This is a genomic window from Roseibium sp. MMSF_3412, assembly GCF_030733265.1.
In the GTDB taxonomy this organism is placed as follows: Bacteria; Pseudomonadota; Alphaproteobacteria; order Rhizobiales; family Stappiaceae; genus Roseibium.
Genome location: NZ_JASHJI010000001.1, coordinates 426,269 through 446,279 on the forward strand (window position 1 = coordinate 426,269; position 20,011 = coordinate 446,279).

The 20,011-nt window shown below is 58.9% G+C and carries 22 protein-coding genes; 14 read left to right on the forward strand and 8 right to left on the reverse strand.

Translation table 11 applies throughout. The annotated features are described in order from the left end of the window. Positions 1–4: 4 nt before the first annotated feature. Entirely contained in the window at positions 5–532 is a 528-nt protein-coding gene (locus RBB49_RS01860) for a DUF721 domain-containing protein (protein WP_306140954.1), read from the reverse strand. A 206-nt stretch (positions 533–738) separates the two neighbouring features. Here RBB49_RS01860 and mutY point away from each other — a divergent pair, with 206 nt between their 5' ends. Next, on the forward strand, positions 739–1,806 hold the full coding sequence (gene mutY / locus RBB49_RS01865) for an A/G-specific adenine glycosylase (protein ID WP_306140956.1): 1,068 nt from the start codon (positions 739–741) through the stop codon (positions 1,804–1,806). A 22-nt stretch (positions 1,807–1,828) separates the two neighbouring features. Here mutY and RBB49_RS01870 read toward each other — a convergent pair whose 3' ends face one another. Beyond that, positions 1,829–2,206: a VOC family protein gene (locus tag RBB49_RS01870; RefSeq protein WP_306140957.1), complete on the reverse strand. Its 378-nt coding sequence runs from the start codon at positions 2,204–2,206 to the stop codon at positions 1,829–1,831. A gap of 232 nt (positions 2,207–2,438) precedes the next feature. Between RBB49_RS01870 and RBB49_RS01875 the strand changes: the two genes are divergently transcribed. The 5 genes from RBB49_RS01875 (at position 2,439) to RBB49_RS01895 (ending at position 5,956) form a co-directional block, all read left to right on the forward strand. Continuing rightward, entirely contained in the window at positions 2,439–3,500 is a 1,062-nt protein-coding gene (locus RBB49_RS01875; protein WP_306140958.1) for a phospholipase D-like domain-containing protein, read from the forward strand. Positions 3,501–3,679: 179 nt separating this feature from the next. Beyond that, a complete protein-coding gene (locus RBB49_RS01880) occupies positions 3,680–4,228 on the forward strand; it encodes a 2OG-Fe(II) oxygenase (protein ID WP_306140959.1) in 549 nt (182 codons plus the stop codon). 235 nt (positions 4,229–4,463) lie between these two features. After that, complete coding sequence (locus RBB49_RS01885) at positions 4,464–4,946, forward strand: fasciclin domain-containing protein (protein WP_306140960.1); 483 nt, start codon at positions 4,464–4,466, stop codon at positions 4,944–4,946. Between the two features lie 273 nt (positions 4,947–5,219). After that, positions 5,220–5,705 (forward strand): bacterioferritin, encoded by a 486-nt coding sequence (bfr, locus tag RBB49_RS01890; protein WP_306140961.1) that lies wholly within the window; start codon positions 5,220–5,222, stop codon positions 5,703–5,705. A gap of 107 nt (positions 5,706–5,812) precedes the next feature. Then, the gene (locus tag RBB49_RS01895; RefSeq protein WP_306140962.1) at positions 5,813–5,956 is read left to right on the forward strand and encodes a hypothetical protein; all 144 of its coding nucleotides are present in this window, start codon (positions 5,813–5,815) and stop codon (positions 5,954–5,956) included. Between the two features lie 8 nt (positions 5,957–5,964). Here RBB49_RS01895 and RBB49_RS01900 read toward each other — a convergent pair whose 3' ends face one another. Beyond that, a complete protein-coding gene (locus RBB49_RS01900) occupies positions 5,965–7,431 on the reverse strand; it encodes an AMP nucleosidase (RefSeq protein WP_306141344.1) in 1,467 nt (488 codons plus the stop codon). A gap of 344 nt (positions 7,432–7,775) precedes the next feature. Here RBB49_RS01900 and RBB49_RS01905 point away from each other — a divergent pair, with 344 nt between their 5' ends. The 4 genes from RBB49_RS01905 (at position 7,776) to RBB49_RS01920 (ending at position 11,563) form a co-directional block, all read left to right on the forward strand. Continuing rightward, positions 7,776–8,576, forward strand: a complete 801-nt coding sequence (locus tag RBB49_RS01905; protein WP_306140963.1) for a transporter substrate-binding domain-containing protein — start codon at positions 7,776–7,778, stop codon at positions 8,574–8,576. A 144-nt stretch (positions 8,577–8,720) separates the two neighbouring features. Further along, positions 8,721–9,530 carry an amino acid ABC transporter permease gene (locus RBB49_RS01910; RefSeq protein ID WP_306140964.1) on the forward strand — a complete coding sequence of 270 codons (810 nt, stop codon included), beginning with the start codon at positions 8,721–8,723 and terminating at the stop codon, positions 9,528–9,530. Between the two features lie 75 nt (positions 9,531–9,605). Further along, positions 9,606–10,292: a DNA-3-methyladenine glycosylase I gene (locus RBB49_RS01915; RefSeq protein WP_306140965.1), complete on the forward strand. Its 687-nt coding sequence runs from the start codon at positions 9,606–9,608 to the stop codon at positions 10,290–10,292. A gap of 131 nt (positions 10,293–10,423) precedes the next feature. Then, entirely contained in the window at positions 10,424–11,563 is a 1,140-nt protein-coding gene (locus RBB49_RS01920) for a site-specific DNA-methyltransferase (protein WP_369293620.1), read from the forward strand. 114 nt (positions 11,564–11,677) lie between these two features. Here the strand turns inward: RBB49_RS01920 and RBB49_RS01925 are convergent, their stop codons facing one another. Together RBB49_RS01925 and RBB49_RS01930 are read right to left on the reverse strand one after the other, a co-directional pair. Further along, positions 11,678–12,391, reverse strand: coding sequence for an alpha/beta fold hydrolase (locus RBB49_RS01925; RefSeq protein WP_306140966.1), 714 nt, complete (start codon positions 12,389–12,391; stop codon positions 11,678–11,680). A gap of 28 nt (positions 12,392–12,419) precedes the next feature. Continuing rightward, positions 12,420–12,794: a helix-turn-helix domain-containing protein gene (locus RBB49_RS01930; RefSeq protein WP_306140967.1), complete on the reverse strand. Its 375-nt coding sequence runs from the start codon at positions 12,792–12,794 to the stop codon at positions 12,420–12,422. 134 nt (positions 12,795–12,928) lie between these two features. Between RBB49_RS01930 and RBB49_RS01935 the strand changes: the two genes are divergently transcribed. The 4 genes from RBB49_RS01935 to RBB49_RS01950 all read left to right on the forward strand — a co-directional run bounded on the left by RBB49_RS01935 (position 12,929) and on the right by RBB49_RS01950 (position 14,859). Further along, entirely contained in the window at positions 12,929–13,543 is a 615-nt protein-coding gene (locus RBB49_RS01935; protein ID WP_306140968.1) for a glutathione binding-like protein, read from the forward strand. Then, positions 13,540–13,926, forward strand: a complete 387-nt coding sequence (locus RBB49_RS01940; RefSeq protein WP_306140969.1) for a nuclear transport factor 2 family protein — start codon at positions 13,540–13,542, stop codon at positions 13,924–13,926. Before RBB49_RS01935 ends, RBB49_RS01940 begins: the two co-directional genes overlap by 4 nt. Before the next feature lie 2 nt (positions 13,927–13,928). Next, positions 13,929–14,144, forward strand: coding sequence for a 4-oxalocrotonate tautomerase family protein (locus tag RBB49_RS01945; protein ID WP_306140970.1), 216 nt, complete (start codon positions 13,929–13,931; stop codon positions 14,142–14,144). Between the two features lie 154 nt (positions 14,145–14,298). Continuing rightward, positions 14,299–14,859 (forward strand): DUF4166 domain-containing protein, encoded by a 561-nt coding sequence (locus RBB49_RS01950; protein ID WP_306140971.1) that lies wholly within the window; start codon positions 14,299–14,301, stop codon positions 14,857–14,859. 799 nt (positions 14,860–15,658) lie between these two features. On the opposite strand, the gene tyrS is transcribed toward RBB49_RS01950, so the two are convergent. The 3 genes from tyrS to RBB49_RS01965 form a co-directional block, all read right to left on the reverse strand. Beyond that, entirely contained in the window at positions 15,659–16,936 is a 1,278-nt protein-coding gene (tyrS, locus tag RBB49_RS01955) for a tyrosine--tRNA ligase (protein WP_306140973.1), read from the reverse strand. 244 nt (positions 16,937–17,180) lie between these two features. Continuing rightward, complete coding sequence (locus RBB49_RS01960; RefSeq protein WP_306140974.1) at positions 17,181–17,804, reverse strand: hemerythrin domain-containing protein; 624 nt, start codon at positions 17,802–17,804, stop codon at positions 17,181–17,183. A 120-nt stretch (positions 17,805–17,924) separates the two neighbouring features. Further along, the gene (locus RBB49_RS01965; RefSeq protein ID WP_306140975.1) at positions 17,925–19,976 is read right to left on the reverse strand and encodes a VWA domain-containing protein; all 2,052 of its coding nucleotides are present in this window, start codon (positions 19,974–19,976) and stop codon (positions 17,925–17,927) included. Between the last annotated feature and the right edge of the window lie 35 nt (positions 19,977–20,011).

The window sequence follows — 20,011 nt, forward strand, 5'->3', positions numbered from 1 at the left end:
GACCTCAAGCCGCCTCGTCATCATGTTTGGCGATCACCTGAGCCCCGAGCTTTTTCAAGGCCTCGCGCAGGCGTGCGTTGTGAACACCTTCCAGCTGCCGATCGAGCTTCTTTTCTTCCTTGTCGGTCAGCGACCGCAACTGCTTTCGCTCAGTCGCCGTTTTCATCTTAACGGGCTTTTGCAGGATCTTGATACGGCCAATGGCCGCCCAGCCGTAGAAGGTGTTGATGCGCTCGATGACCTGGGCGCTCTCGTGGGACAAGAGCAGCGCCGTCGCCCCGTCCGTGTGAACCACAAGTGTCGCCGGCTGCGGCGGTGTCTCGGGATCGGTCAGTTCCGGCTGACGCGGCCAGACCAGCTTGTCCGGCTGAACGCGGGCACCATAGCGTTCTCCGACGATGTCTGCCCAGGCTGCGACGATGTCGACGGAAGCAAAGCCGCGCTTGCGGCACGCAGGCGTCATCGCCTTGCCGACAAGATCAGCAAGCAGCTTTGCCTCGGGAGGCTTGCGATGTGCATTTGCCTTCGTCACGGTGTTGACCTACTTCCTCAACCGGCAACCCGGCCGGACCCATCTTGCCGCGGATCGCAGATTGAGGTGTTGTGTCTCAATACAATACGACAAAAAGACGACGAATACTTAATGGTCATCCTGACATCCATCAAATCTTCCCAAGTTGTCCCCAGGCTTTCCAGAGGGCTTTCGGGGATTTCACTGACGAGTACGGCACCAACCTCATGACAAATGCTTCGCTCAGTCAATCATTGCTCAACTGGTACGACCGGCATGCGCGGCGTCTGCCGTGGCGCGTGCCTCCGGGCAACAGAAAGCTCGGTGAAGTTCCAGACCCCTACAGGATATGGCTGTCAGAAGTGATGCTGCAACAAACCACCGTTGCGGCGGTGAAGGAATACTTCGAGAAATTCACGAGGACTTGGCCGCGCGTCGAGGATCTGGCCGCTGCCAACGAAGAAGACGTCATGAAGGCCTGGGCCGGTCTCGGCTATTATTCACGTGCCCGCAACCTGAAAAAATGCGCAGAAACGATCGCGCGTGAGCACGCGGGCCGGTTCCCCGAAGATGAAGACACCCTGCTCACCCTGCCAGGTGTCGGACCCTACACGGCAGCGGCCATTGCGACGATTGCCTTCGACCGGCATGCCGCCGTTGTCGACGGCAATGTCGAGCGTGTGCTGTCCCGGTTGAGGCAGATCGAAACGCCCCTGCCTGCCGCGAAAGCGGATATCAAGCGGGAAATGGCGCAGCTCACACCGCAGGAGCGACCCGGCGATTTCGCGCAGGCGGTCATGGATCTCGGTGCAACGATCTGTACCCCGAAACGCCCGGCCTGCGGCCTGTGCCCCTGGATGACGGACTGCCGCGTTCAGAATTCCGGCCTCGCCGAAACGCTGCCACGCAAGGCGCCCAAAAAGGAAAAGCCGACCCGTTTCGGTGCCGCCTTCGTCGCCGTCGACGGTTCAAGCGGATCGGTTCTGCTCCGGCGCCGTGCGCCAAAGGGGTTGCTCGGCGGCATGACCGAGGTCCCCGGCACGGACTGGTCGGAGACCTTCGATGTCTCCAAAGCCATTGGAGCCGCCCCCTTCCTGGATGACTGGCAGATCTGCACTGGCGAGGTGAAACACACGTTCACGCACTTTCATCTGCGGCTGCAGGTGTTGCGCGCCGATACGTCGAGGGATGCCGCCAAGAGCCTTGACGGTGCCTGGTGGTCACCCAGGAACCGTCTGCAGGACGAAGCCTTGCCCACGGTCATGCGAAAAGTCCTGGCGCTGGCACTCGGCTGACACCTCATGGCCGGCAGGATGGTCAGATGATTTCGCCGACATCGATCCGGTTGCCGTCGGGATCTGCGAAAACAAAGGCGCGCAGACCGTAATCCTTGTCCTGCAGGCGCTTGATGATGCGCAGTCCGTGCTGCTGACACTTGCCGTAGGTTTGCGCCGCATCGGAGACCAGCATGTGGGCCACGTTGAACGTCGCCGCCTTGTGCGATTTCTGCAGGGTGAGATGCAATTCGGCATCATCCTTCGTCAGGATCATGAACCCGACCGGATCCCCGTTTTCAAACACCTTCCTGAAGCCGAATACCTCCCGGTAGATCCGGTAGGACTCATCAATATCGCTGACGGGCAGCATCGGAGCGATCCGGCCGAGCTTCACGCTATTCGTTGTTTCGGAGGACATGGGCTTCCTCTTGTTCAGTTGCGTGCGGCTCAAAGAACCCGGGCGGTGCCGAATTCCAGGGCCGGTCAACGCAGTTCAGGGCGGTGCCTGACGCGAGGATAGCAAAGCGGGGCAGCTTTTCCAAAGTCAGATCCGAACACGGGAACGGGACGCGCGAAGGTCTGCATCAAGCGTGGTCGCCACTCCGCAAAGATGGTATGAATTTACATCTATAGTGCGAAGGAATTTCGTTATGCCCTTAATAGTTGGTGATATTGAAATCCATCTTGGCCCCCAGGAACAGGGCGGCCCCGATTCCCTTCTGGACCCGATCCTCGAATTCATCGGCCGCGCGGGCAACAGGCAGAACCTGATGATTGCCGTGCAGGAAATCGACAATCCGGCAATCGCAAATGCCATCATCCAGGCACGGCTGCGGGGCGCGGTCATCGATCTGGTTGTCGAGCAGAGCTACCTGCTGGCGGCAAAGAAACCGAAAGACCTTGCAGGCGCACACGCGCCGGGCGGCAAACACGAAATCAACCGCGAACTCTTCAATGCCATCCTGCGGTCAACCGCCGACGTGAAGGTCGACTTCAACCCGAACATCTTCCACCAGAAATTCATGGTGCTCGGCAACAGGGTTCTGACCGGTTCAACGAATTTCACCACGACCGGCGTCACCAAGAACCTGAACCATGTGGTCGTCGTCAACGACGCAGAGGTCGCCAACGCCTACAAGAAGGAATTCAAGGAGATCAGGGAAGGCCGTTTCGGCAAGTTCTCCATAGCACATGGACCCGCGCCAAAAGAGGCAAAGGTGTCCGGCATTCGCGTGAAACCGCTGTTCGCTCCCGATCACGCGCCGGAAATGGAGATCATGAAACAGATCCTGAAGGCCAAAGAGCGGGTGGATTTCGCGGCCTTCACCTTCGCGCAGTCCTCCGGTATCGACGATGCCCTGATCGCCGCGCACAAGAACGGCATCAAGATCAACGGCGTGCTGGATCGCCGCCAGGCCAACCAGAAATGGGCGGCCAAGCACTCGCTTCATGCCGCCGGTATCCATGTCGCCGTCGCAGGCGGGCGCGGCCAGCTTGGCAAGGTGCACCACAAGCTGATGACGATCGACAACAAAGTGTCGATTTTCGGCAGCTTCAACTACACGAAGCCCGCCAACAAATCGAATGATGAAAACATCATCGTCATTGGCGAAGTGAGCGAGACGGATACAGCCGCCAAAGCCGCACAGAAGAAAATTGCGCTTGCCGCACGCAAAGAGATCGACCGGATCATAGACGAGTTCGGCGAATGAGCCGGAGCCTCACGGCGTCATTTCGTGCGGTCGCTGAAATCTCCCGGGAGGTGATCCTGCAAGGCAGTCCCTGAAGCGGGAGCAGCAACCCGCACGGAATTTCCATTCAAAGTGACAAAGGGATTGCGGTCCAGCGCACAAAACGCTTGAAAGGCAGGATCAACTTCTGGATCGGTCCCATGTTCACCTACGCCCTGCCCTGTCTGTTCACACCATCGGAATGCGGTGAAATCATAGCCTTGAGCGAAGGCGAGACACAGGACAGCGGTGGCCTTGTCGGCGGCGTCCAGCAAGGCAACATTCGCCGCGCCAGGATCAGCTGGCTCGACGATGAGGGCCCGGCGAGCTGGGTGATGAGGCGCATCATGGAGGCTGTCGCGCAGGCGAACCGGGAAGTATTCGACTTCGATATCACCGAGTTCCGCGAACGGCTGCAGGTTGCCCGCTACGACGACAGCGAAGCGGGTCACTACGACTGGCACTCGGACATCGGCGAAGGCCGGATTGCCCAGTTCAGGAAGGCGACGATCGTGACGCAACTGTCGCCGACCGACGCCTACGAGGGCGGCGGGCTTGAAATCAATCTCGGGAACCGGATCATGTCCGCGCCGCGGGATCAGGGCAGTGCCGTCGTCTTCGCGAGCTTCATGCTCCACAGGGTTGTTCCGGTGACGAAGGGAACGCGAACGTCCCTGACATGCTGGAGCCATGGTCCCCGGTTTCGATGAGGTGGCGCCTCCTCCTGACGGACGGACAATCAGGAGCGCGCGCGTGACGTATCAATCACCCAATTGGATCATCACTTCGAGCGTGTAAATCCGCGTTCACTTTTTCCTCATCCAATTTTGTCCGGCAGCCGTACTCCACCGCAACACAGGTTACAGCAACCCCTTGTATCCGTTCGGGAAAAAACCGTTTCCCGGAACGCTTCATCCATGCCTGTGTCTAGCTCGGGAGTGAGTCATGAAACTGATCCAGAAATTCGTCTTTGCCCTTCTCCTCGTTCTTCCGCTTTCCGCTGCCAAAGCGGGCGAAAAGGACATCGTCGACACCGCCGTTGGTGCGGGTTCCTTCAACACTCTCGTTGCCGCCGTTCAGGCCGCGGGTCTCGTTGAAACACTCAAGGGCGAAGGCCCCTTCACTGTCTTTGCTCCGACCGACGAAGCGTTTGCAGCCCTGCCGGCCGGTACGGTTGAAAATCTGCTGAAGCCGGAAAACAAGGACCAGCTGGTTGCCATCCTGACGTACCACGTCGTGCCGGGCAAAGTGATGTCCTCTGACATCGCCGGTAAAAAAGCCGAAGTCGCGTCCGTTCAGGGCGGTGAAATCTCCGTCGATGCAACGGACGGCGTGAAGGTTGATGGCGCGAAAGTTGTGAGCGCCGACATCGAAACCTCCAACGGTGTCATTCACGTCATCGATGCCGTGATCCTGCCGAAGTCCTAAGGCTCAGACGGGTACATCCTTAGCCCCATCATGTACCCTCTGAAGGCGCGGTCTCGCACGAGGCCGCGCCTTTTCGTTTGGTTCGGCACATTCACCTGTCATGAATCGGCTGCTGCGATATGTGAGCAGACCGAGGCGGCATTGCAGTCCTGTTAAAAAAATAATGCGTCTTGCGACCAACCTAGGCTGGACAGGCTCCGTAAAATAGTCCAGAACAGTTTTCTAGAATAATTCTAAACTACGAAGTTCACATGCTCATAAGGAGAGGTTTCCATGAAGGGAAGTGAGAAGGTCATCGAGCGCCTGAACGAAGCGCTGTTTCTCGAGCTGGGTGCGATCAATCAGTATTGGCTGCACTACCGCCTTCTGAGCGACTGGGGATTTGCGCGCCTCGCCAAGAAGGAGCGCGAAGAATCCATCGAGGAAATGCAACACGCCGACAAACTCACGGATCGGATCATCTTCCTGGAAGGTCATCCGAACATGCAGAAAGTCGCGCCCCTGCGCATCGGCCAGAACATCAAGGAAGTTCTGGAAAGTGATCTTGCCGGCGAGTATGAGGCGCGGACGTCCTACAAGACATCGCGCGACATTTGCCGCGACGAAGGCGACTACGTTTCCATGGCCCTGTTCGAGGAATTGCTTGCAGACGAGGAAGGCCATATCGACTTCCTGGAGACCCAGCTCGAGCTGCTGGAAAAGATCGGCGAAGAGCGCTACGGCCTTTTGAACGCCGCACCTGCAGACGAAGCCGAATAAAGGCCAGCCCCTCGACAACACGTCCGCGCGCGCCTGAAAGGGCGCGCGTTTTTTTAATCCGCCGGTCCCTCATTAACGTAGAGTTAATATGACTTGAGGAGGCAGGCATGCGGAAAGAATTATTGATACAACTGGCGGATATGCTGGAGGCTCAGATCCGGATCCTCGCAGACACCGGCTACTCCGAGGAAGCCGATGTCGCGAGGCAGGAAGTTGTCTCTCTGAGGCTGCTGGCTGGCGTAACAGACTGAGGCCCTGCTCACTGAAACGCCGTTTCGGCGAAGCTTCTGAGTTTTCGCGAATGCAGGCGTTCGGCGGTCATGTTGCGCATTTTCTCCAGCGCGCTGATCCCGATCTGAAGATGCTGCGCGACCTGCCGCTTGTAGAAGTCCGTCGCCATGCCGGGCAGTTTCAGTTCTCCATGGAGCGGCTTGTCGGAGATGCACAGCAGCGTGCCGTATGGAACACGGAAGCGGAAGCCGTTGGCGGCAATCGTCGCCGACTCCATGTCGAGCGCGATTGCCCTGGATTGCGAGAAGCGTTTGACCAGTTCCGGCTGATCCCACAATTCCCAGTTCCTGTTGTCGAGCGAAACCACGGTTCCCGTCCGCATGAGGCGTTTGAGTTCATAGCCGTCAAGACCGGTGATTTCGGCAACCGCGTCCTCCAGTGCCACCTGCACTTCCGCCAGCGGCGGGATCGGAACCCAGGTCGGTAGATCCTGATTGAGAACGTTGTCGTCGCGGACATAGCCGTGCGCCAGCACATAGTCCCCGAGCGTCTGGCTGTTTCTGAGACCGGCACAATGGCCCAGCATCAGCCAGACATGCGGTCGCAGAACGGCGATATGGTCGGTAATCGTCTTGGCGTTCGACGGGCCGACTCCAATATTCACCATGGTGATGCCGCTGCCGTCGGCCCGTTTCAGGTGGTAGGCCGGCATCTGCGGCAGCTTCGCAGGCTCCGTGCCGCAGGAGGGCTCGCTCTCACCGGCTTCGGTCGTCAAGTTGCCCGGCGCGACAAAGGCCTCGTATCCACTGCCCGGGGTGTGCAGGAGTTCCTTCGACATGCGGCAGAATTCGTCGATATAGAACTGGTAGTTCGTGAAAAGCACGTAGTTCTGAAAGTGCTCCGCTGCCGTTGCCGTATAGTGCTGCAAGCGGTGCAGCGAATAATCGATCCTGGGTGCTGTGAAGGGTGCCAGCGGCATGACACCGTCGGCCGGTTCGTAGGTTCCATTGGCAATGGAATCATCCATGACCGTCAGGTCCGGCAGGTCAAAGATATCGGCGAGCGGTCTTTCCAGATTCGCCGCCGCAGCGCCGCCCTCGACATGCGTGCCGTCGTAAAAGGCAAAATGAAGCGGTATCGGTGTTTCACTGTCACCCACAAGGATCGGCACATCGTGGTTCTTCATCAGCAGTTTAAGCTGCGCCTCCAGATAATGCCGAAACAGATCCGGGCGCGTGATCGTTGCCGCATGCGTTCCCGGTCCTGAAACGAAGCCGTAGGACAGGCGGCTGTCCAGACGCACGTGGCTGTCGGTGACAACCCGGACCTGGGGATAATAGGCCCTGACGTGCTCCTGGATGTTTTCTCCTTCCAGAAGATCGTTGAAATGCGAACGCAAAAAAGCCGTGTTCGCCTCGAAGATGTCTATCAGGCGGTCGACCGCGTGTTTCGCATTTGTAAACACCTCAAGCGGATGCGAAGGCGCCTTGCGCATACGCCTCTTGCCCAGCGGGTAATCGCCGTTGATCAGATTGGACATGAAAGTCTCCTTATTGTTGTTATGGCGAACACACTCCCGCCAGATGTCCCCTGCGTCAATACACGTATCAGGTGTTTTTGAATTTTTTTTCGCAATGAGAAAAATTCTTCAGTCAAACCGAAGCCCAATTTGAACGCCTGACCCCTGCCATCATTGCCCGCAAGTGCTCCAGGGGATTTTGATGCCGTGTCATCAAAGGGAGTTGCGGCAGGTCGTTCCCGTGTGGAGCTGTGAAACGGACTTTCCGCCGGTTCGCAATCCCGGTACTATCGGTATGAATTCTCATCAGGAGCTTCCCCATGAAACGTACCCTATTGAGCCTTGCGGTTGCTGTCTTGCCTATGCTCGGAGCCGGGTTCGCCGCGCAGGCGGCCGATCTGCCCGATCTTGGAGGACGGGAAGTCGTGATTGCGTCGGAAAACACCTATCCCCCGCTTCAGTTCATCGATCCGAAGACCAGCCAGCCGGCGGGTTGGGAATACGAGGCGGTTGCCGAAATCGCCAAGCGGCTCAACATGACGGTCACCTATGAGAACGTAAGCTGGGACGCCATGATCCCCGCGATCTCGGCCGGCGAATATGATGTCGCGATGAACGGCATCACGATACGCGAGGACCGTGCCGAGAAAGTCGCCTTCTCCGATCCCTACATGCGCTCGGAAATGTACATGCTGGTGCGTGCCGACGAAGACCGGTTCACGGACCCTGCAGGTTTCGCCGGCAATGACGACTTCCTCGCAGGCGCACAGCCGGGCACGACACCGTTCTACGTGACCGTCTATGAAGTTCTCGACGGCGACGAGAACAACCAGCGTATCAAGCTTTTTGAAACCTTCGGCGCGGCCGTTCAGGCGCTCAAGGTCGGGGATGTCGACCTTGTTCTGACCGACAGCACCGGCGGGCAAGGGTATGTCAATGCCAACCCGGACACGTTCAAACTGATCGGCGATCCGATGGGGACGGAAGATTTCGGCTTCATCTTTCCGAAGAACACCGACCTGATCGAACCGTTCAACGCCGCGATTGCCAGTATGCGCGCCGATGGGACGCTGGATGCGCTCAACAAGAAATGGTTCTTCGACTACAAGGCGGGTCAGTAACAGCCACAAAGTCTGCCGTTTCGAGGCAGACAGACGCTCGTGTGGCCGGTATCGGGAGAATGCCCGGGGCCGGCCACTTTCTTTTGCATCCGGCCGCAAAAACCGCAAACAACACTCTGCCCGCCCCAACCGCAAGAAAACGCCATGTTCCGAAAAAAGATCGCATCCGCTTCCCCCAAACAGGATTTTCCCTATTGGCTGGCCGCCGCTTGCGTGATCGCCGCCTTTCTCCTGTTCCGGATCGGTACCGACGAAATTTACACGCAGGTGATGGCAACGGTCTCGCGCGGTATCGGCCTGACGATCTTCGTCACGCTCGTGGCGTTCTTCCTGGCCTCCGTGATCGGGCTTCTGCTGGCGCTGGCATCGCTGTCCGGATCGATCGTGTTGCGGCAGTCGGCAAGGTTCTACATCGAGGTCGTGCGCGGCCTGCCGATCATCGTCCTTCTGCTCTATATCGCCTTTGTCGGAACGCCGCTGATTGTCGCGGCGATCAACGCCGTTCTGGAACCACTTGGTGCGGACCCCATGCGCACACGCGACTTTCCGCTGCTCTGGCGGGCGATCGTCGCCCTGATGATCGGCTATTCCGCGTTCATCGCCGAGGTTTTCCGAGCCGGCATCCAGGCGGTCGACAAGGGCCAGATCGAGGCGGCCGAGGCGCTTGGCATGAACCGCTGGCTGCGGTTCCGACTGATCATCTTTCCCCAGGCGCTCAAGACCATCCTGCCGCCGCTTGGAAACGACTTCGTGGCCATGATCAAGGACAGCTCGCTCGTCTCGGTTCTCGGGGTTGCGGACATCACCCAGCTCGGCAAGGTCTATGCCGCCGGGTCTTTCCGCTATTTCGAGACCTATAACGTTGTTGCGCTTATCTACCTTATGATGACCATAACGCTCTCCCTCGCCCTGCGCCGCTTCGAGCGTTCGAAAGAGGTTGGCGGACAGTCGTGAAACAGAGGTTGCACCGGCGGCCGTCTTCGTTTTCTCTTGTCTCCCCTGCGGAGACAGGAAAAGGAGATCAGGCGGATGCGTTCCTTCGAAGAGATCGAGGCTCTGGCGGCAGAGAAGAAGGGCGGAGCCAAGAAGCTCAAGGCACTGCTGGCGGAGCACAACCTGCCCAAGTCCGAGGCCGATCTGAAAAAGACCGGCGACGACCGCTGGCTCTCCATGTTCACCAGGTGCGTGTTCCAGGCAGGGTTCAGCTGGAAGGTGATCGACCAGAAATGGCCGGGTTTCGAGGAAGCCTTCGAAGGTTTCGATGTCGCCCGTCTCGCCTTTCTGCCGGACGAAGCCTTTGAAGCACTCCTGAAGGACACGCGAATTGTACGCAATGGCGCCAAGATCAAGGCCGTGCAGGACAACGCAGTATTTCTCAGGGACCTTGCCACCGAACATGGCAGCGCAGCCGCGTTTTTTGCAAGCTATCCGGTGAGCGACCAGATCGGTCTGATGGATCTCATGAAAAAGCGCGGCAGCCGCCTGGGCGGAACAACGGGTCAACTCGCGCTGCGTTTCATGGGAAAGGAGAGTTTCATTCTCACCGGAGACGTGGTTAACGCCCTCATCCGCGAAAATGTCATTGATAACGACCGCATGTCGAAAAAAAATCTATCAGCCGCGCAGGCGGCCTTTAACGATTGGAAGACAACCAGTGGTCGCAGTTTGAACGAAATCAGCAGAATTCTGGCGTTTTCGGTCGGAACAGCCCATTAACCTCTCATTTAACTTTTACGATTGTAAACAAAGCCTTGATTCAAAGGTAATTTTTCTTTTTTTGACTTAACCGCTGATTTACCAAAACCGGTAACCATGACACTCGAAATTGCGTGAGGTATTGCGTCGCAATGAGTGTACTGAGTACCGGGGTGTCCATCGCGGCACCCCATCCGACTGAAAACACGGAAGCTTCCGCTTCCTGGATGAACACGATCCTGAAGGGCGACTGCGTGTCCGCCCTTGAGAAACTGCCGTCCCGTTCCGTGGACCTGGTGTTCGCGGATCCCCCCTACAATCTTCAGCTGGGCGGGGACCTTCACAGGCCGGACCAGTCCAAGGTCGACGCCTGCGACGATCACTGGGACCAGTTCGAGAGCTTCGAAGCCTATGACGCCTTCACCAGGGCCTGGCTTCTGGCCACGCGCCGGGTGATGAAGCCGGATGGTTCGCTCTATGTGATCGGCTCCTATCACAACATCTTCCGCGTCGGCGCGATCCTTCAGGATCTCGGCTTCTGGATCATGAACGACATCGTCTGGCTGAAATCGAACCCGATGCCGAACTTCCGCGGCAAGCGGTTCACCAACGCCCACGAGACCATGATCTGGGCGGTGAAGTCGAAAGATGCCAAGCCGACTTTCAACTATGATGCCCTGAAGACGTTCAACGACGATCTCCAGATGCGCTCCGACTGGCATCTGCCCCTTTGCACCGGCTCGGAACGGCTGAAGGACGGAAACGGCCAGAAAGTACATCCGACCCAGAAGCCGGAAGCGCTGCTCTACCGCGTGCTCACCGCTTCGTCCAAACCGGGCGATGTCGTGATGGACCCGTTCTTCGGTACGGGAACGACCGGAGCGGTGGCCAAGAAACTGGGCCGCAACTTCGTCGGTGTGGAACGCGAGCAGGACTATATCGATGCTGCGACCGCAAGGATCGCCTCCATCGATACCAGCGACGGCGAAGCGCTTGAAATGCAGCAGGGCAAGCGCGCCCAGAAACGCATTCCCTTCGGCACGCTCCTGGAAAACGGACTGCTTTCCCCAGGGGCGGAACTGACCTGCTCCAAGGGCAAGCACATTGCCATCGTGCGCGCCGACGGCTCGCTCAAGTCCGGTGATCATACCGGGTCGATCCACAAGGTCGGAGCGCTGGTCCAGGGTCAGGAAGCCTGCAACGGCTGGACGTTCTGGCACACCAGAGACGGCGGCACGAAGTCACCCATCGACGAACTGCGCAAGGAAATCAGATCCCGCCTGCAGGGATAAGCAGGCTGACAAACAGAAGCGTTTTCGCGATCCCCGTGAACCCACTTCTCCCCGCCTCCTCACCCGAGGCGGGTTTTCTTTTTTCCGGTCGCACCGCCGCGACCGGCCTGTCCGCTAGCCCAGCCGTTCCAGTAAATCAGCCAGCGCGAGCGGTTCCGTCACCATCGCATCGTGCCCGCTCGCGATCTCCTCAACGGGCCAACCGAGCCTGCGCGCCCGGTCCAGGGCGACAATCGCCGGCCTGTAGGGCGGGTCGGTGCAGCTGATGTAGCTCGCAGGCAGGCCGTTTCCGACCGGGTTCTTCAGATCGAGCGCTGTCGTGAACGTGCGGAAGGGATGCGGTGTCAGGCGCGGCTGGACGAAGGCGATGTCCTCAGGCCGCGCCACGCCGAAGCTTTCCGCCGGTGCCGGCGGCAGTGAAAGCCCGCCGCTTGTTTCCTGCGCCAACCGCGTCCGGTCCTGCGCCATGTCGTCGGGCAAAAGGCTCATCCAGGTTTCGCCCGTGTCCAGCATGATCGCATCGAGATAGATCAGCCTTGCAATGCGCCCGGGTACGAGATCGGCCGCTCCGGTGATCGGGATGCCGCCGAAACTGTGGCCGACCAGGTTGACGTTCTGAAGATCGTTGAACTCAAGGTGGCGAACGATGTCCTCAACAAAGGTCTGAATGGTAATCTCGGGCGACAGCAGATGGGAGCGCTCGCCAAGGCCGGTCTGGGTCGGCGCGGTGACCCGGTGACCGCGTGTGCGCAAAATGTCGGCGACCCGCGACCAGCACCAGCCGCCATGCCAGACACCGTGCACCAGGACGAAGGTTTTCTGGTCCATCAGGTCACTTTCGCCATTGTCTTGCCGGTCATTCCGCAGCTTCCGACGCCGGTTCATACCCGCGAAGCTGTTTCAGCTTGTGGCCGACCTCGACAATCGCTTCGAGAGCCGGGATCAGTTCCTCGCCCAGTGCCGTCAGTTCGTATTCGACAGACGGTGGCGATGTCGGACGCACATGGCGCACAAGCACGCCGCGCTCTTCGAGTTCCGACAAACGAGCCGACAGGACCTTGGACGAGACCGGAGGGATGTCGGTCTTGAGTTCGTTGAACCGGCGCGGGCCAGCCCTCAGGCTCCAGATGACATTGGGCGCCCACGCCCCGGCGATCACCTGCATGCACTCGGTGAGAAGGCACGGTTCCGGCGGTTTCGGGCTCCGGTTCTTGCGCATCTTGAGGCTCATTCTGCCTGTAACTCCGCCGAAATCAGGTTTCTCCAGGGTAACTTGAAAATCATAGTTACCATTAGAAACCTACTTGTCAAGAGTGACCTAAACAAACACCTTCCGGGCATCGAAACGCGAATTGGAGCGAAACAATGAAACTGTTCTACAAGCCCGGCGCCTGTTCCATGGCGGCCCATATTCTCCTGAACGAGGCAGGCGTTGCCTATCAGCTGGAGAAAGTCGACACGGACAAGGGGACAACCGAAACCGGAGCGTCTTTCCTGGACACCAACCCGCGCGGTTACGTCCCGGCACTGAAACTGGAAGACGGTGCGATCCTGACGGAAAACGTTGCGATCCTGCACTGGCTGGGCGAGCAGTTTCCCGGACTTGCCGCAGGCAACGACAACCAGCCTCTGCAACGCTACCGGCAGCTGGAACTCCTGAGCTTTCTGTCGTCCGAACTGCACAAGGCCTTCAGCCCCTACTTCTCCGGCAAGACCTTCTCCGAAAGCGAACAGGCGGCCAACCGGACGAAGCTCGATACGAAACTCGGTCAGTTCGAGAAGCTGCTAGACGGCGACAGACCTTTTCTGCTCGGCACCGCGTTTTCCGTCGTTGACGCCTATGCGTTCGTCATCCTGAACTGGACGAACTTCATCGGCGTTTCTCTGGAAAGCTGGCCCCTCACCAAGGCTTACGTCGCGCGGATCGGCGCACGTCCGGCAACCCGCAGAACCCTCGCAGAAGAAGGACTGGCCGCATGAGTACCGCGATTGCAGATCTCAACACCGTCATCAATGACTATTTCGACGCGCTATATCACTGCGACACCGGTCTGTTGCAGAAGGTGTTTCATCCAAAGGCGGTCTATGCGACGGCGGACGAAACACCCCTCCTCCACCGGACGATGGAAGAATACGTTCCCGTGGTCGCCGCCCGCGTGTCACCGGCCTCCCGCGGCGAAACCCGCAACGACATCGTCGATGAGATCCAGCTTGCCGGCGACAACACCGCCTTCGCCCGCCTTCGCTGCACATTGTCAGGAAACGATTATGTCGACTTTCTGACCTTTGTCCGCGAGGAAGGACGCTGGCGGATCATGGCCAAGGTTTTCCAGATGACCCCTGCAAAAGAGAAAGGTGTCTGAACATGCCTTACGTCAACATTCAAGTGACCCGCGAGGGGGTGACACCGGAACAGAAATCCCGGCTCATCAGGGGAGCGACCGATCTGCTTGTCGATGTTCTGGGTAAAAATCCAGCAACCACATTCGTGGTGGTCGACGAGGTCGAGATGGAAAACTGGGGGATCGGCGGTGTGCCGGTGGAGGAATTCCGGTCGAAAGCCTCGTTGAGCGGCCGCTAGCAACTGGCCATCGAAAGCCGGGGTTCTGCCCGGCTTTCGCCGCTCATTCGGCAGGAATTTGTGAACCATTGCGCCAATCAAAGGTTGCACATTCTTTGCATGAATGCTCAATGTGCGCTTTCAATCAAGGTCTCAAACCGTCGTCTGCCTTTCAATGCCGCGCATCCTTTATCAGACAATACTGGGTGAGAGCTTCAAGCAGGTTCCTGCCCGAATCCGCGAAATGCACACCTTCGCCAGACGCGCCGCCGGAACGGCGAATGTCTGGTGGGGGGCGTCAGCTGCCGCCCGACTGATCTGTCGTCTCGCCTCCCTTCCGCAAGCGCAGAACCATGCGCGCCTTGAAACATCATTCGCGGACATCGACGGCGGTGAACGCTGGATACGCCGCTTTGATGGTCAGCCGTTCATGACCGACATGATTGCAGGCAAAGACGAAGCGTTTCCCTGCATGCTGGAACGGCTTGGCCCTTTCCTCTTCAAGATGCGTGTCACCGCGAGTACCAGCGGCATCGACCTTACACCGGAACATGTTTTTCTTGGGCCCGTGAAGATCCCAAAAGCACTTGCACCAAGGGCAACAGGCCGGGAACGCGTTGAAGACGACCGCTACCGCCTGTCGGTTGAAGTCAGCTTTCCGCTTGTCGGCAAGGTATTCGGTTATGAGGGCACAATCGAGCCTTGCGAATTGGTGTCTGATCCCGAATTGGCCTAACCGCATTGGCTCACTCAAAGCAGATCAACGATGGGCAACCTCATCCTGCGAAATTTGAGATGCAACGGCATGGATGCCATGGTCACGCCATGGCATGACCTGAAGGTTTAACCGCTCCCCCCGCGCGTCATTCCGGACAAGCGCAGCCAAAGCTTTGCACCGAGCCGGAATCCAGGCTTGTGCACGTGCCGGAGGCGCGGCCGGCTTCGCTCTCTTGTCCGGAATGACAGACAAAGAATGTGAACCTCATCCTGAGGAAGCGCGCCAGCGCTGTCTCGAAGGATGGGCCGCACCCGCTGAATTTGCCGCCATCCTTCGAGACGGACCTCCGGTCCTCCTCAGGATGAGGAGGATCTTGTGGCGACCGGGTTTGTGCGCTGACCAGTTTCCATTCACCCGTCAAAGCAGTTGTCATTCCGGCTGAAGCGAAGCGGAAGGCCGGAACGCAGTAACCACCTGTTTCTCCTTCTTCTTTCAAACTCAGGCCTTGTGGGATACTGGGTCCCGGTCTTGCCGCTTAAACGGCAAACCGGGAAACGATCCTGTATCCCGGCTTGGCGCTGGAAGGAATTCCGTTTCCTCCGCAACCAGACAAACTCAACAGCGCTGTCTCGAAGGATGGGCCGCACCCGCTGAATTTGCCGCCATCCTTCGAGACGGACCTCCGGTCCTCCTCAGGATGAGGAGGATCTTGTGACGACCGGGTTTGTGCGCTGACCAGTTTCCATTCACCCGTCATTGCCGGACCTGATCCGGCAATCCATGCCGTAGATTTTCGGCGCTACACAACGCCTTCAATTCACGCGAAGCCGACCAGAGCCCTGCGGCGTTTGCCGACCGAAAGGGCCAGCCTGTCATTGGCCTTCAGGTCGCCGGTTCCGATGCGCCGTTTCGGATCGTCGACGATCCGGCTGTTGAGGCGGACGCCGCCGCCTTCCACCAGACGCCGGGCCTCGCCGTTCGATGCAGCAAAGCCGATGGCAACCACGAGTTCCAGAAGACCAAGCCCGTCGGCAAGTCGCCCGAGCGGCAGCATGTGCGTGGGCTCCAGTATTTCGCCTTCGCCGGCAAACAGGGCGTCTCCCTGCTGCAGGGCCGCGCGGGCTTCCTCGGGTCCGTGGACAATGGTCGTGACCTGGGTCGCCAGGATTTTCTTGGCCTCGTTCAGCTCCGCACCCTCAAGGGCCGAGAGCCTTTCCACTTCGCTGATCGGCAATTCCGTGAACAGGCGCAGGCATTTGCCGACATCGGCGTCTGCCGTGTTGCGCCAGAACTGCCAGAAGCCGAAGGGTGACAGATGTTCGGGATGCAGCCAGACGGCGCCCGCGGCGGTCTTGCCCATCTTGGCACCGCTCGCGGTTGTCAGCAGCGGCACCGTCAGACCATGCAGCTTGCGGCCATCGCGCCGGCCGAGTTCAACACCGTTGACGATATTGCCCCACTGGTCAGAGCCACCGACCTGCAGGACACAGTCGTGACGTTTGGCCAGCTCCAGAAAATCAACGGCCTGAAGCATCATGTAGCAGAATTCCAGAACCGTCAGCGGCATCTGTGCGTCCAGGCGCGACCTGACGCTGTCGAAGGTCATCATGCGGTTGACGGTGAACTGGGATCCATAGTCGCGGAGAAATTCCAGGAAGCGGAACTCGTTGAGCCACTCCGCGTTGTCGACCAACAGGGCACCATCCGGACCGTCCATGTCGACCAGCCGCTCGACCGACCGCCGGATGGTGGCGATGTTCGCCGAGATCTGGCGCTCCTCAAGGAGGGGCCTGGCATCATTGCGAAAGCTCGGGTCGCCGATCTGACTTGTGCCGCCGCCGAGAACGACGATCGGGCGATGCCCGAGTTTCTGCAGCCAGCGCATGGTCATCAGCGGCATGAGGTGGCCGACATGAAGACTGGCGGCGGTGGCATCGAAGCCGGCATAGGCCGTGACCGGTCCTTCGGAAAGCCTCTTGTCGAGCGCTTCAACGTCCGTGCACTGGTGCACGAGACCGCGTTCCAGAAGCACGGCGAGTGCTTCCGATTTGAGCTTTGTCGCCGGTTTTCCGGCTTCAATCATGTGCTTGGTCATTTTGGGCTTCCTGGTTTCCCCGCCAGGAGCCCTTGAAACCAAAAAGCCGCCTGACGCGGCGGCTTTTTTAGGTTTCTAAGAAATGAGCAAGATCCTACGCAGCCGCCTGTATGTCGGTGACGTAATAAAAATACACGAAGGTCGCGGTCATCTTGGTCATGACAGTCTAGATGCGACACGTTGCGTGCAGAGTCAAGACGCTAGTTGCCGGTCGTGTTCATGGCCCACGATGTGTTGCATTTTTTCAAGACAGGTCCACGTCCGCCTCACCGCGACCCAGTAGAACCGGCATGATCAGGTCTTCCTCGTCCGTCAGATGACGTTTGAGCCCCATCAGCATCGCCACGCTTGCCCGCTCGTAAGCATCGGTTGCACCGCGTATTGCGTCGAGATCCTTGTCACGGACTGCAGTGAACAGCTGAGTGGCGTTCAGAACGACCGCTTCCATCCGCTGGTGCAACTGCGCATGATCGGCTTCCAGAAGCTCAAGGCCCGGAAGGAGATCCGGCTCAAGCTTCAGCAAAGCGGGAAAGTACTGCTGGTCTTCCACCATGTTGTGGGTGTGCAGTTCCGACAGAAAGCGCTGAAGCTGAGGTGCCAGCATGTTCGAGAAACGCTCCGCGGGTAGCTGGTTTTCCCGATACTGCTTCAGCTGGTTGATCAGGATATTGCCCATGTTCCGAAAACCGTCATGGCGGTTCAGCCAGAGCTCCGACACCGGACCGTAATTCTCGTGGCTCAGCCAGTCACCACGGGAAATGTCCTGAAACAGAAACCATTCAGGTGGCAGGCCCTGCCGGACATCCAGCTGGAATTCGCTGGAGGGGCCAGCGTCAGGCCTTGGCTTGCGCATCAGCCGGAAGGTCATTTCGCAGGGTTGCCGCCTGCCCAATTGCAAGTGAGATATCATTTTTTTCAACCAGTTAAAAACATGACAGATAGACGACTGGACCTGAACCGCCGGTCGGACAATCCAAACCGGTGCAAGTCACTGCACCGAGAGTGGACGGGTGAAAAGAACGGCCTTGTTGTCTCCGTTGAAGTAACGCAGTTCGTAGCTGCCCGCTTTTTCAGGTGCCGTCAGACTGACAGTCTGCGCGTCAATGTCTCCTGACCAGACGCGTCTTTCGAATACGGCGCGGCCATTGCCGCTGCGCCCCGCCGGGTCCCAGATCTGCACCGAATCGTAGCGCGCACCCGGGCCCTTCCAGGAAACCGAAAACTTCGTTTCCGTCTCGACGCTGTCCGGTCCGTCTATCGACAGTTCAAGCGGAACGACCGTGATCGGACGGGTCAGCAGGACGGTCTTGTTGTCGCCGTTGAAATAGCGCAGTTCGTAGTTGCCCGGTTTGGCGGCACTCGGCAGGGTGACCTTGCTGTTGTCGAAATCGTCGTTGCGCAGACGCTTTTGATGCACAACACGGCCATCGCCCGCTCTTGCTCTTGGATCGAAGAATTGCACGCTGTCATAGCGCGCGCCGGGGCCGGTCCAGGTCACCGTCAGATGCCGGCCCTGGCCGATCTCGTCCGGCGCTGCAAGCTCGACAACGGTCGCGGTCACCTCGATCGGAAACGATGCCAGAACCGCCTTGTTGTCTCCGTTGTAGTACTGGAGTTCATAGGGACCCGGCTTTACCGGGCCGGGCAAGGTAACCCTCTGGTTTTCGAAATCATCATTCCTCAGGCGTTTTTCGTGCAGTTTCTTACCGCTTGCGGGATCGACCAGCTTGACGCTGTCGTAGCGGGCGCCGGGGCCGACCCAGTCGACGACGATCGGACTGCCGGCTTCTGCCGCTTCTTCCGTTTCGAGCGTGACCACCGCCTCGATAATCTGCAGCGGACGTGTGGCAAGCACCGCCTTGTCCTCTCCCGCGTAATAGCGAAGCTCATAGGTGCCCGGTTTTGCCGGTGTCGGCATGGTCACCTTGTTGTTGTCGAAATCATCGTTGCGAAGCCGCTTGTTGTGCAGAACCTTGCCTTCGCCCCCGCGCGCACTGACGTCATAAAGTTCGACCGCATCGTAGCGCCCGCCCGGACCGATCCATTCAACGGTTACGGGACGGGCCATGGCGATCTCGTCGGGCGCAAACAGAGCCACCTCCGCCGGGGTCACCTCGATCATGCGCGTTGCCAGAACCTGCCGTCCGGAACCATCCCAGTAGCGAAGTTCATAGGCGCCGGGTTCGGTTACCACCGTCATGGACACCCGGTTGTTGTCAAAGTCGCCATTGACGACCGACTTGGAGCGCAGGCGCTTGCCCTCGCCCCCGCGCGCACCGGGGTCAAAAAATTCCACCTGGTCGTAGCGTCCGCCCGGCCCCTGCCAGGTGACATCGATCCTGGAGCCGATTTCCGCGCGGTCCGGCGCTTCAAGCGAGGCCTCTGGCAATTGCGCCGGAACGGCAGCCGCTTCCTTTACGGGTGCCGTTTCGACGGTCGCCGTCAGCGCGTCGGACAGTTCCTCGGTGCTGCCGGCCTGAATATAGAGACCTCCGGTGTTTTCAGCGAGGCAGGCAACCTGGCGGCCTTCCTCTTCGCTCAGTCCGAAACCGATGACGTGGGCGGTGAAGTTCACGCCCAGTCTGGCAAGTTCGTTGCCGAGCGCGCAGGGATCGGCGTTGCAGGTTTCAATCCCGTCGGTCACCAGCACGACGGTTGCCTTGTCCTCGGTGAAGCGGAGCGTTTCGGCGGCCTGGCGGACAGCCGCCGAGAGAGGTGTCTTCCCTTTGGGTGTGATGGCGTCTGTTGCCGCCTTGATGGCAGCAGCGGTTCCCGGGCCCGGCGGCACGACAAGTTCGATATCGGAACACTTGCCTTTTTCCCGGTGGCCATAGGCAAACAGTCCGAGTTCCAGATCGCCCGGCAGGTTTCCGAGAACCCCGGACATTGCATCGCGTGCTATTTCGATCTTGGTCCGGCCCTCGATCTGCCCCCACATGGAGCCGGAGCCGTCAAAAACGATGGCAACCCTGTCGGCGGCCTGAGAAACTGAAGAAAAAACGGAAAATGCGGTTATTGCCAAAACAAACGGTCGAAACATGGTTCCCCCGACAAATGTGTCCAACGACGTGTCGT

Coding starts and splice junctions, on each gene's coding strand:
- RBB49_RS01895 (WP_306140962.1), top strand. CDS start 5,813: ATGCGGAAAGAATTATTGATACAACTGGCGGATATGCTGGAGGCTCAG.
- RBB49_RS01935 (WP_306140968.1), top strand. CDS start 12,929: ATGAAACTGTTCTACAAGCCCGGCGCCTGTTCCATGGCGGCCCATATT.
- RBB49_RS01875 (WP_306140958.1), top strand. CDS start 2,439: ATGCCCTTAATAGTTGGTGATATTGAAATCCATCTTGGCCCCCAGGAA.
- RBB49_RS01910 (WP_306140964.1), top strand. CDS start 8,721: ATGTTCCGAAAAAAGATCGCATCCGCTTCCCCCAAACAGGATTTTCCC.
- RBB49_RS01870 (WP_306140957.1), bottom strand. CDS start 2,206: ATGTCCTCCGAAACAACGAATAGCGTGAAGCTCGGCCGGATCGCTCCG.
- RBB49_RS01920 (WP_369293620.1), top strand. CDS start 10,424: ATGAGTGTACTGAGTACCGGGGTGTCCATCGCGGCACCCCATCCGACT.
- RBB49_RS01965 (WP_306140975.1), bottom strand. CDS start 19,976: ATGTTTCGACCGTTTGTTTTGGCAATAACCGCATTTTCCGTTTTTTCT.
- RBB49_RS01945 (WP_306140970.1), top strand. CDS start 13,929: ATGCCTTACGTCAACATTCAAGTGACCCGCGAGGGGGTGACACCGGAA.
- RBB49_RS01960 (WP_306140974.1), bottom strand. CDS start 17,804: ATGACCTTCCGGCTGATGCGCAAGCCAAGGCCTGACGCTGGCCCCTCC.
- RBB49_RS01915 (WP_306140965.1), top strand. CDS start 9,606: ATGCGTTCCTTCGAAGAGATCGAGGCTCTGGCGGCAGAGAAGAAGGGC.
- bfr (WP_306140961.1), top strand. CDS start 5,220: ATGAAGGGAAGTGAGAAGGTCATCGAGCGCCTGAACGAAGCGCTGTTT.
- RBB49_RS01905 (WP_306140963.1), top strand. CDS start 7,776: ATGAAACGTACCCTATTGAGCCTTGCGGTTGCTGTCTTGCCTATGCTC.
- RBB49_RS01950 (WP_306140971.1), top strand. CDS start 14,299: ATGCCGCGCATCCTTTATCAGACAATACTGGGTGAGAGCTTCAAGCAG.
- RBB49_RS01940 (WP_306140969.1), top strand. CDS start 13,540: ATGAGTACCGCGATTGCAGATCTCAACACCGTCATCAATGACTATTTC.
- RBB49_RS01900 (WP_306141344.1), bottom strand. CDS start 7,431: ATGCGCAAGGCGCCTTCGCATCCGCTTGAGGTGTTTACAAATGCGAAA.
- mutY (WP_306140956.1), top strand. CDS start 739: ATGACAAATGCTTCGCTCAGTCAATCATTGCTCAACTGGTACGACCGG.
- RBB49_RS01880 (WP_306140959.1), top strand. CDS start 3,680: ATGTTCACCTACGCCCTGCCCTGTCTGTTCACACCATCGGAATGCGGT.
- RBB49_RS01925 (WP_306140966.1), bottom strand. CDS start 12,391: ATGGACCAGAAAACCTTCGTCCTGGTGCACGGTGTCTGGCATGGCGGC.
- RBB49_RS01930 (WP_306140967.1), bottom strand. CDS start 12,794: ATGAGCCTCAAGATGCGCAAGAACCGGAGCCCGAAACCGCCGGAACCG.
- tyrS (WP_306140973.1), bottom strand. CDS start 16,936: ATGACCAAGCACATGATTGAAGCCGGAAAACCGGCGACAAAGCTCAAA.
- RBB49_RS01885 (WP_306140960.1), top strand. CDS start 4,464: ATGAAACTGATCCAGAAATTCGTCTTTGCCCTTCTCCTCGTTCTTCCG.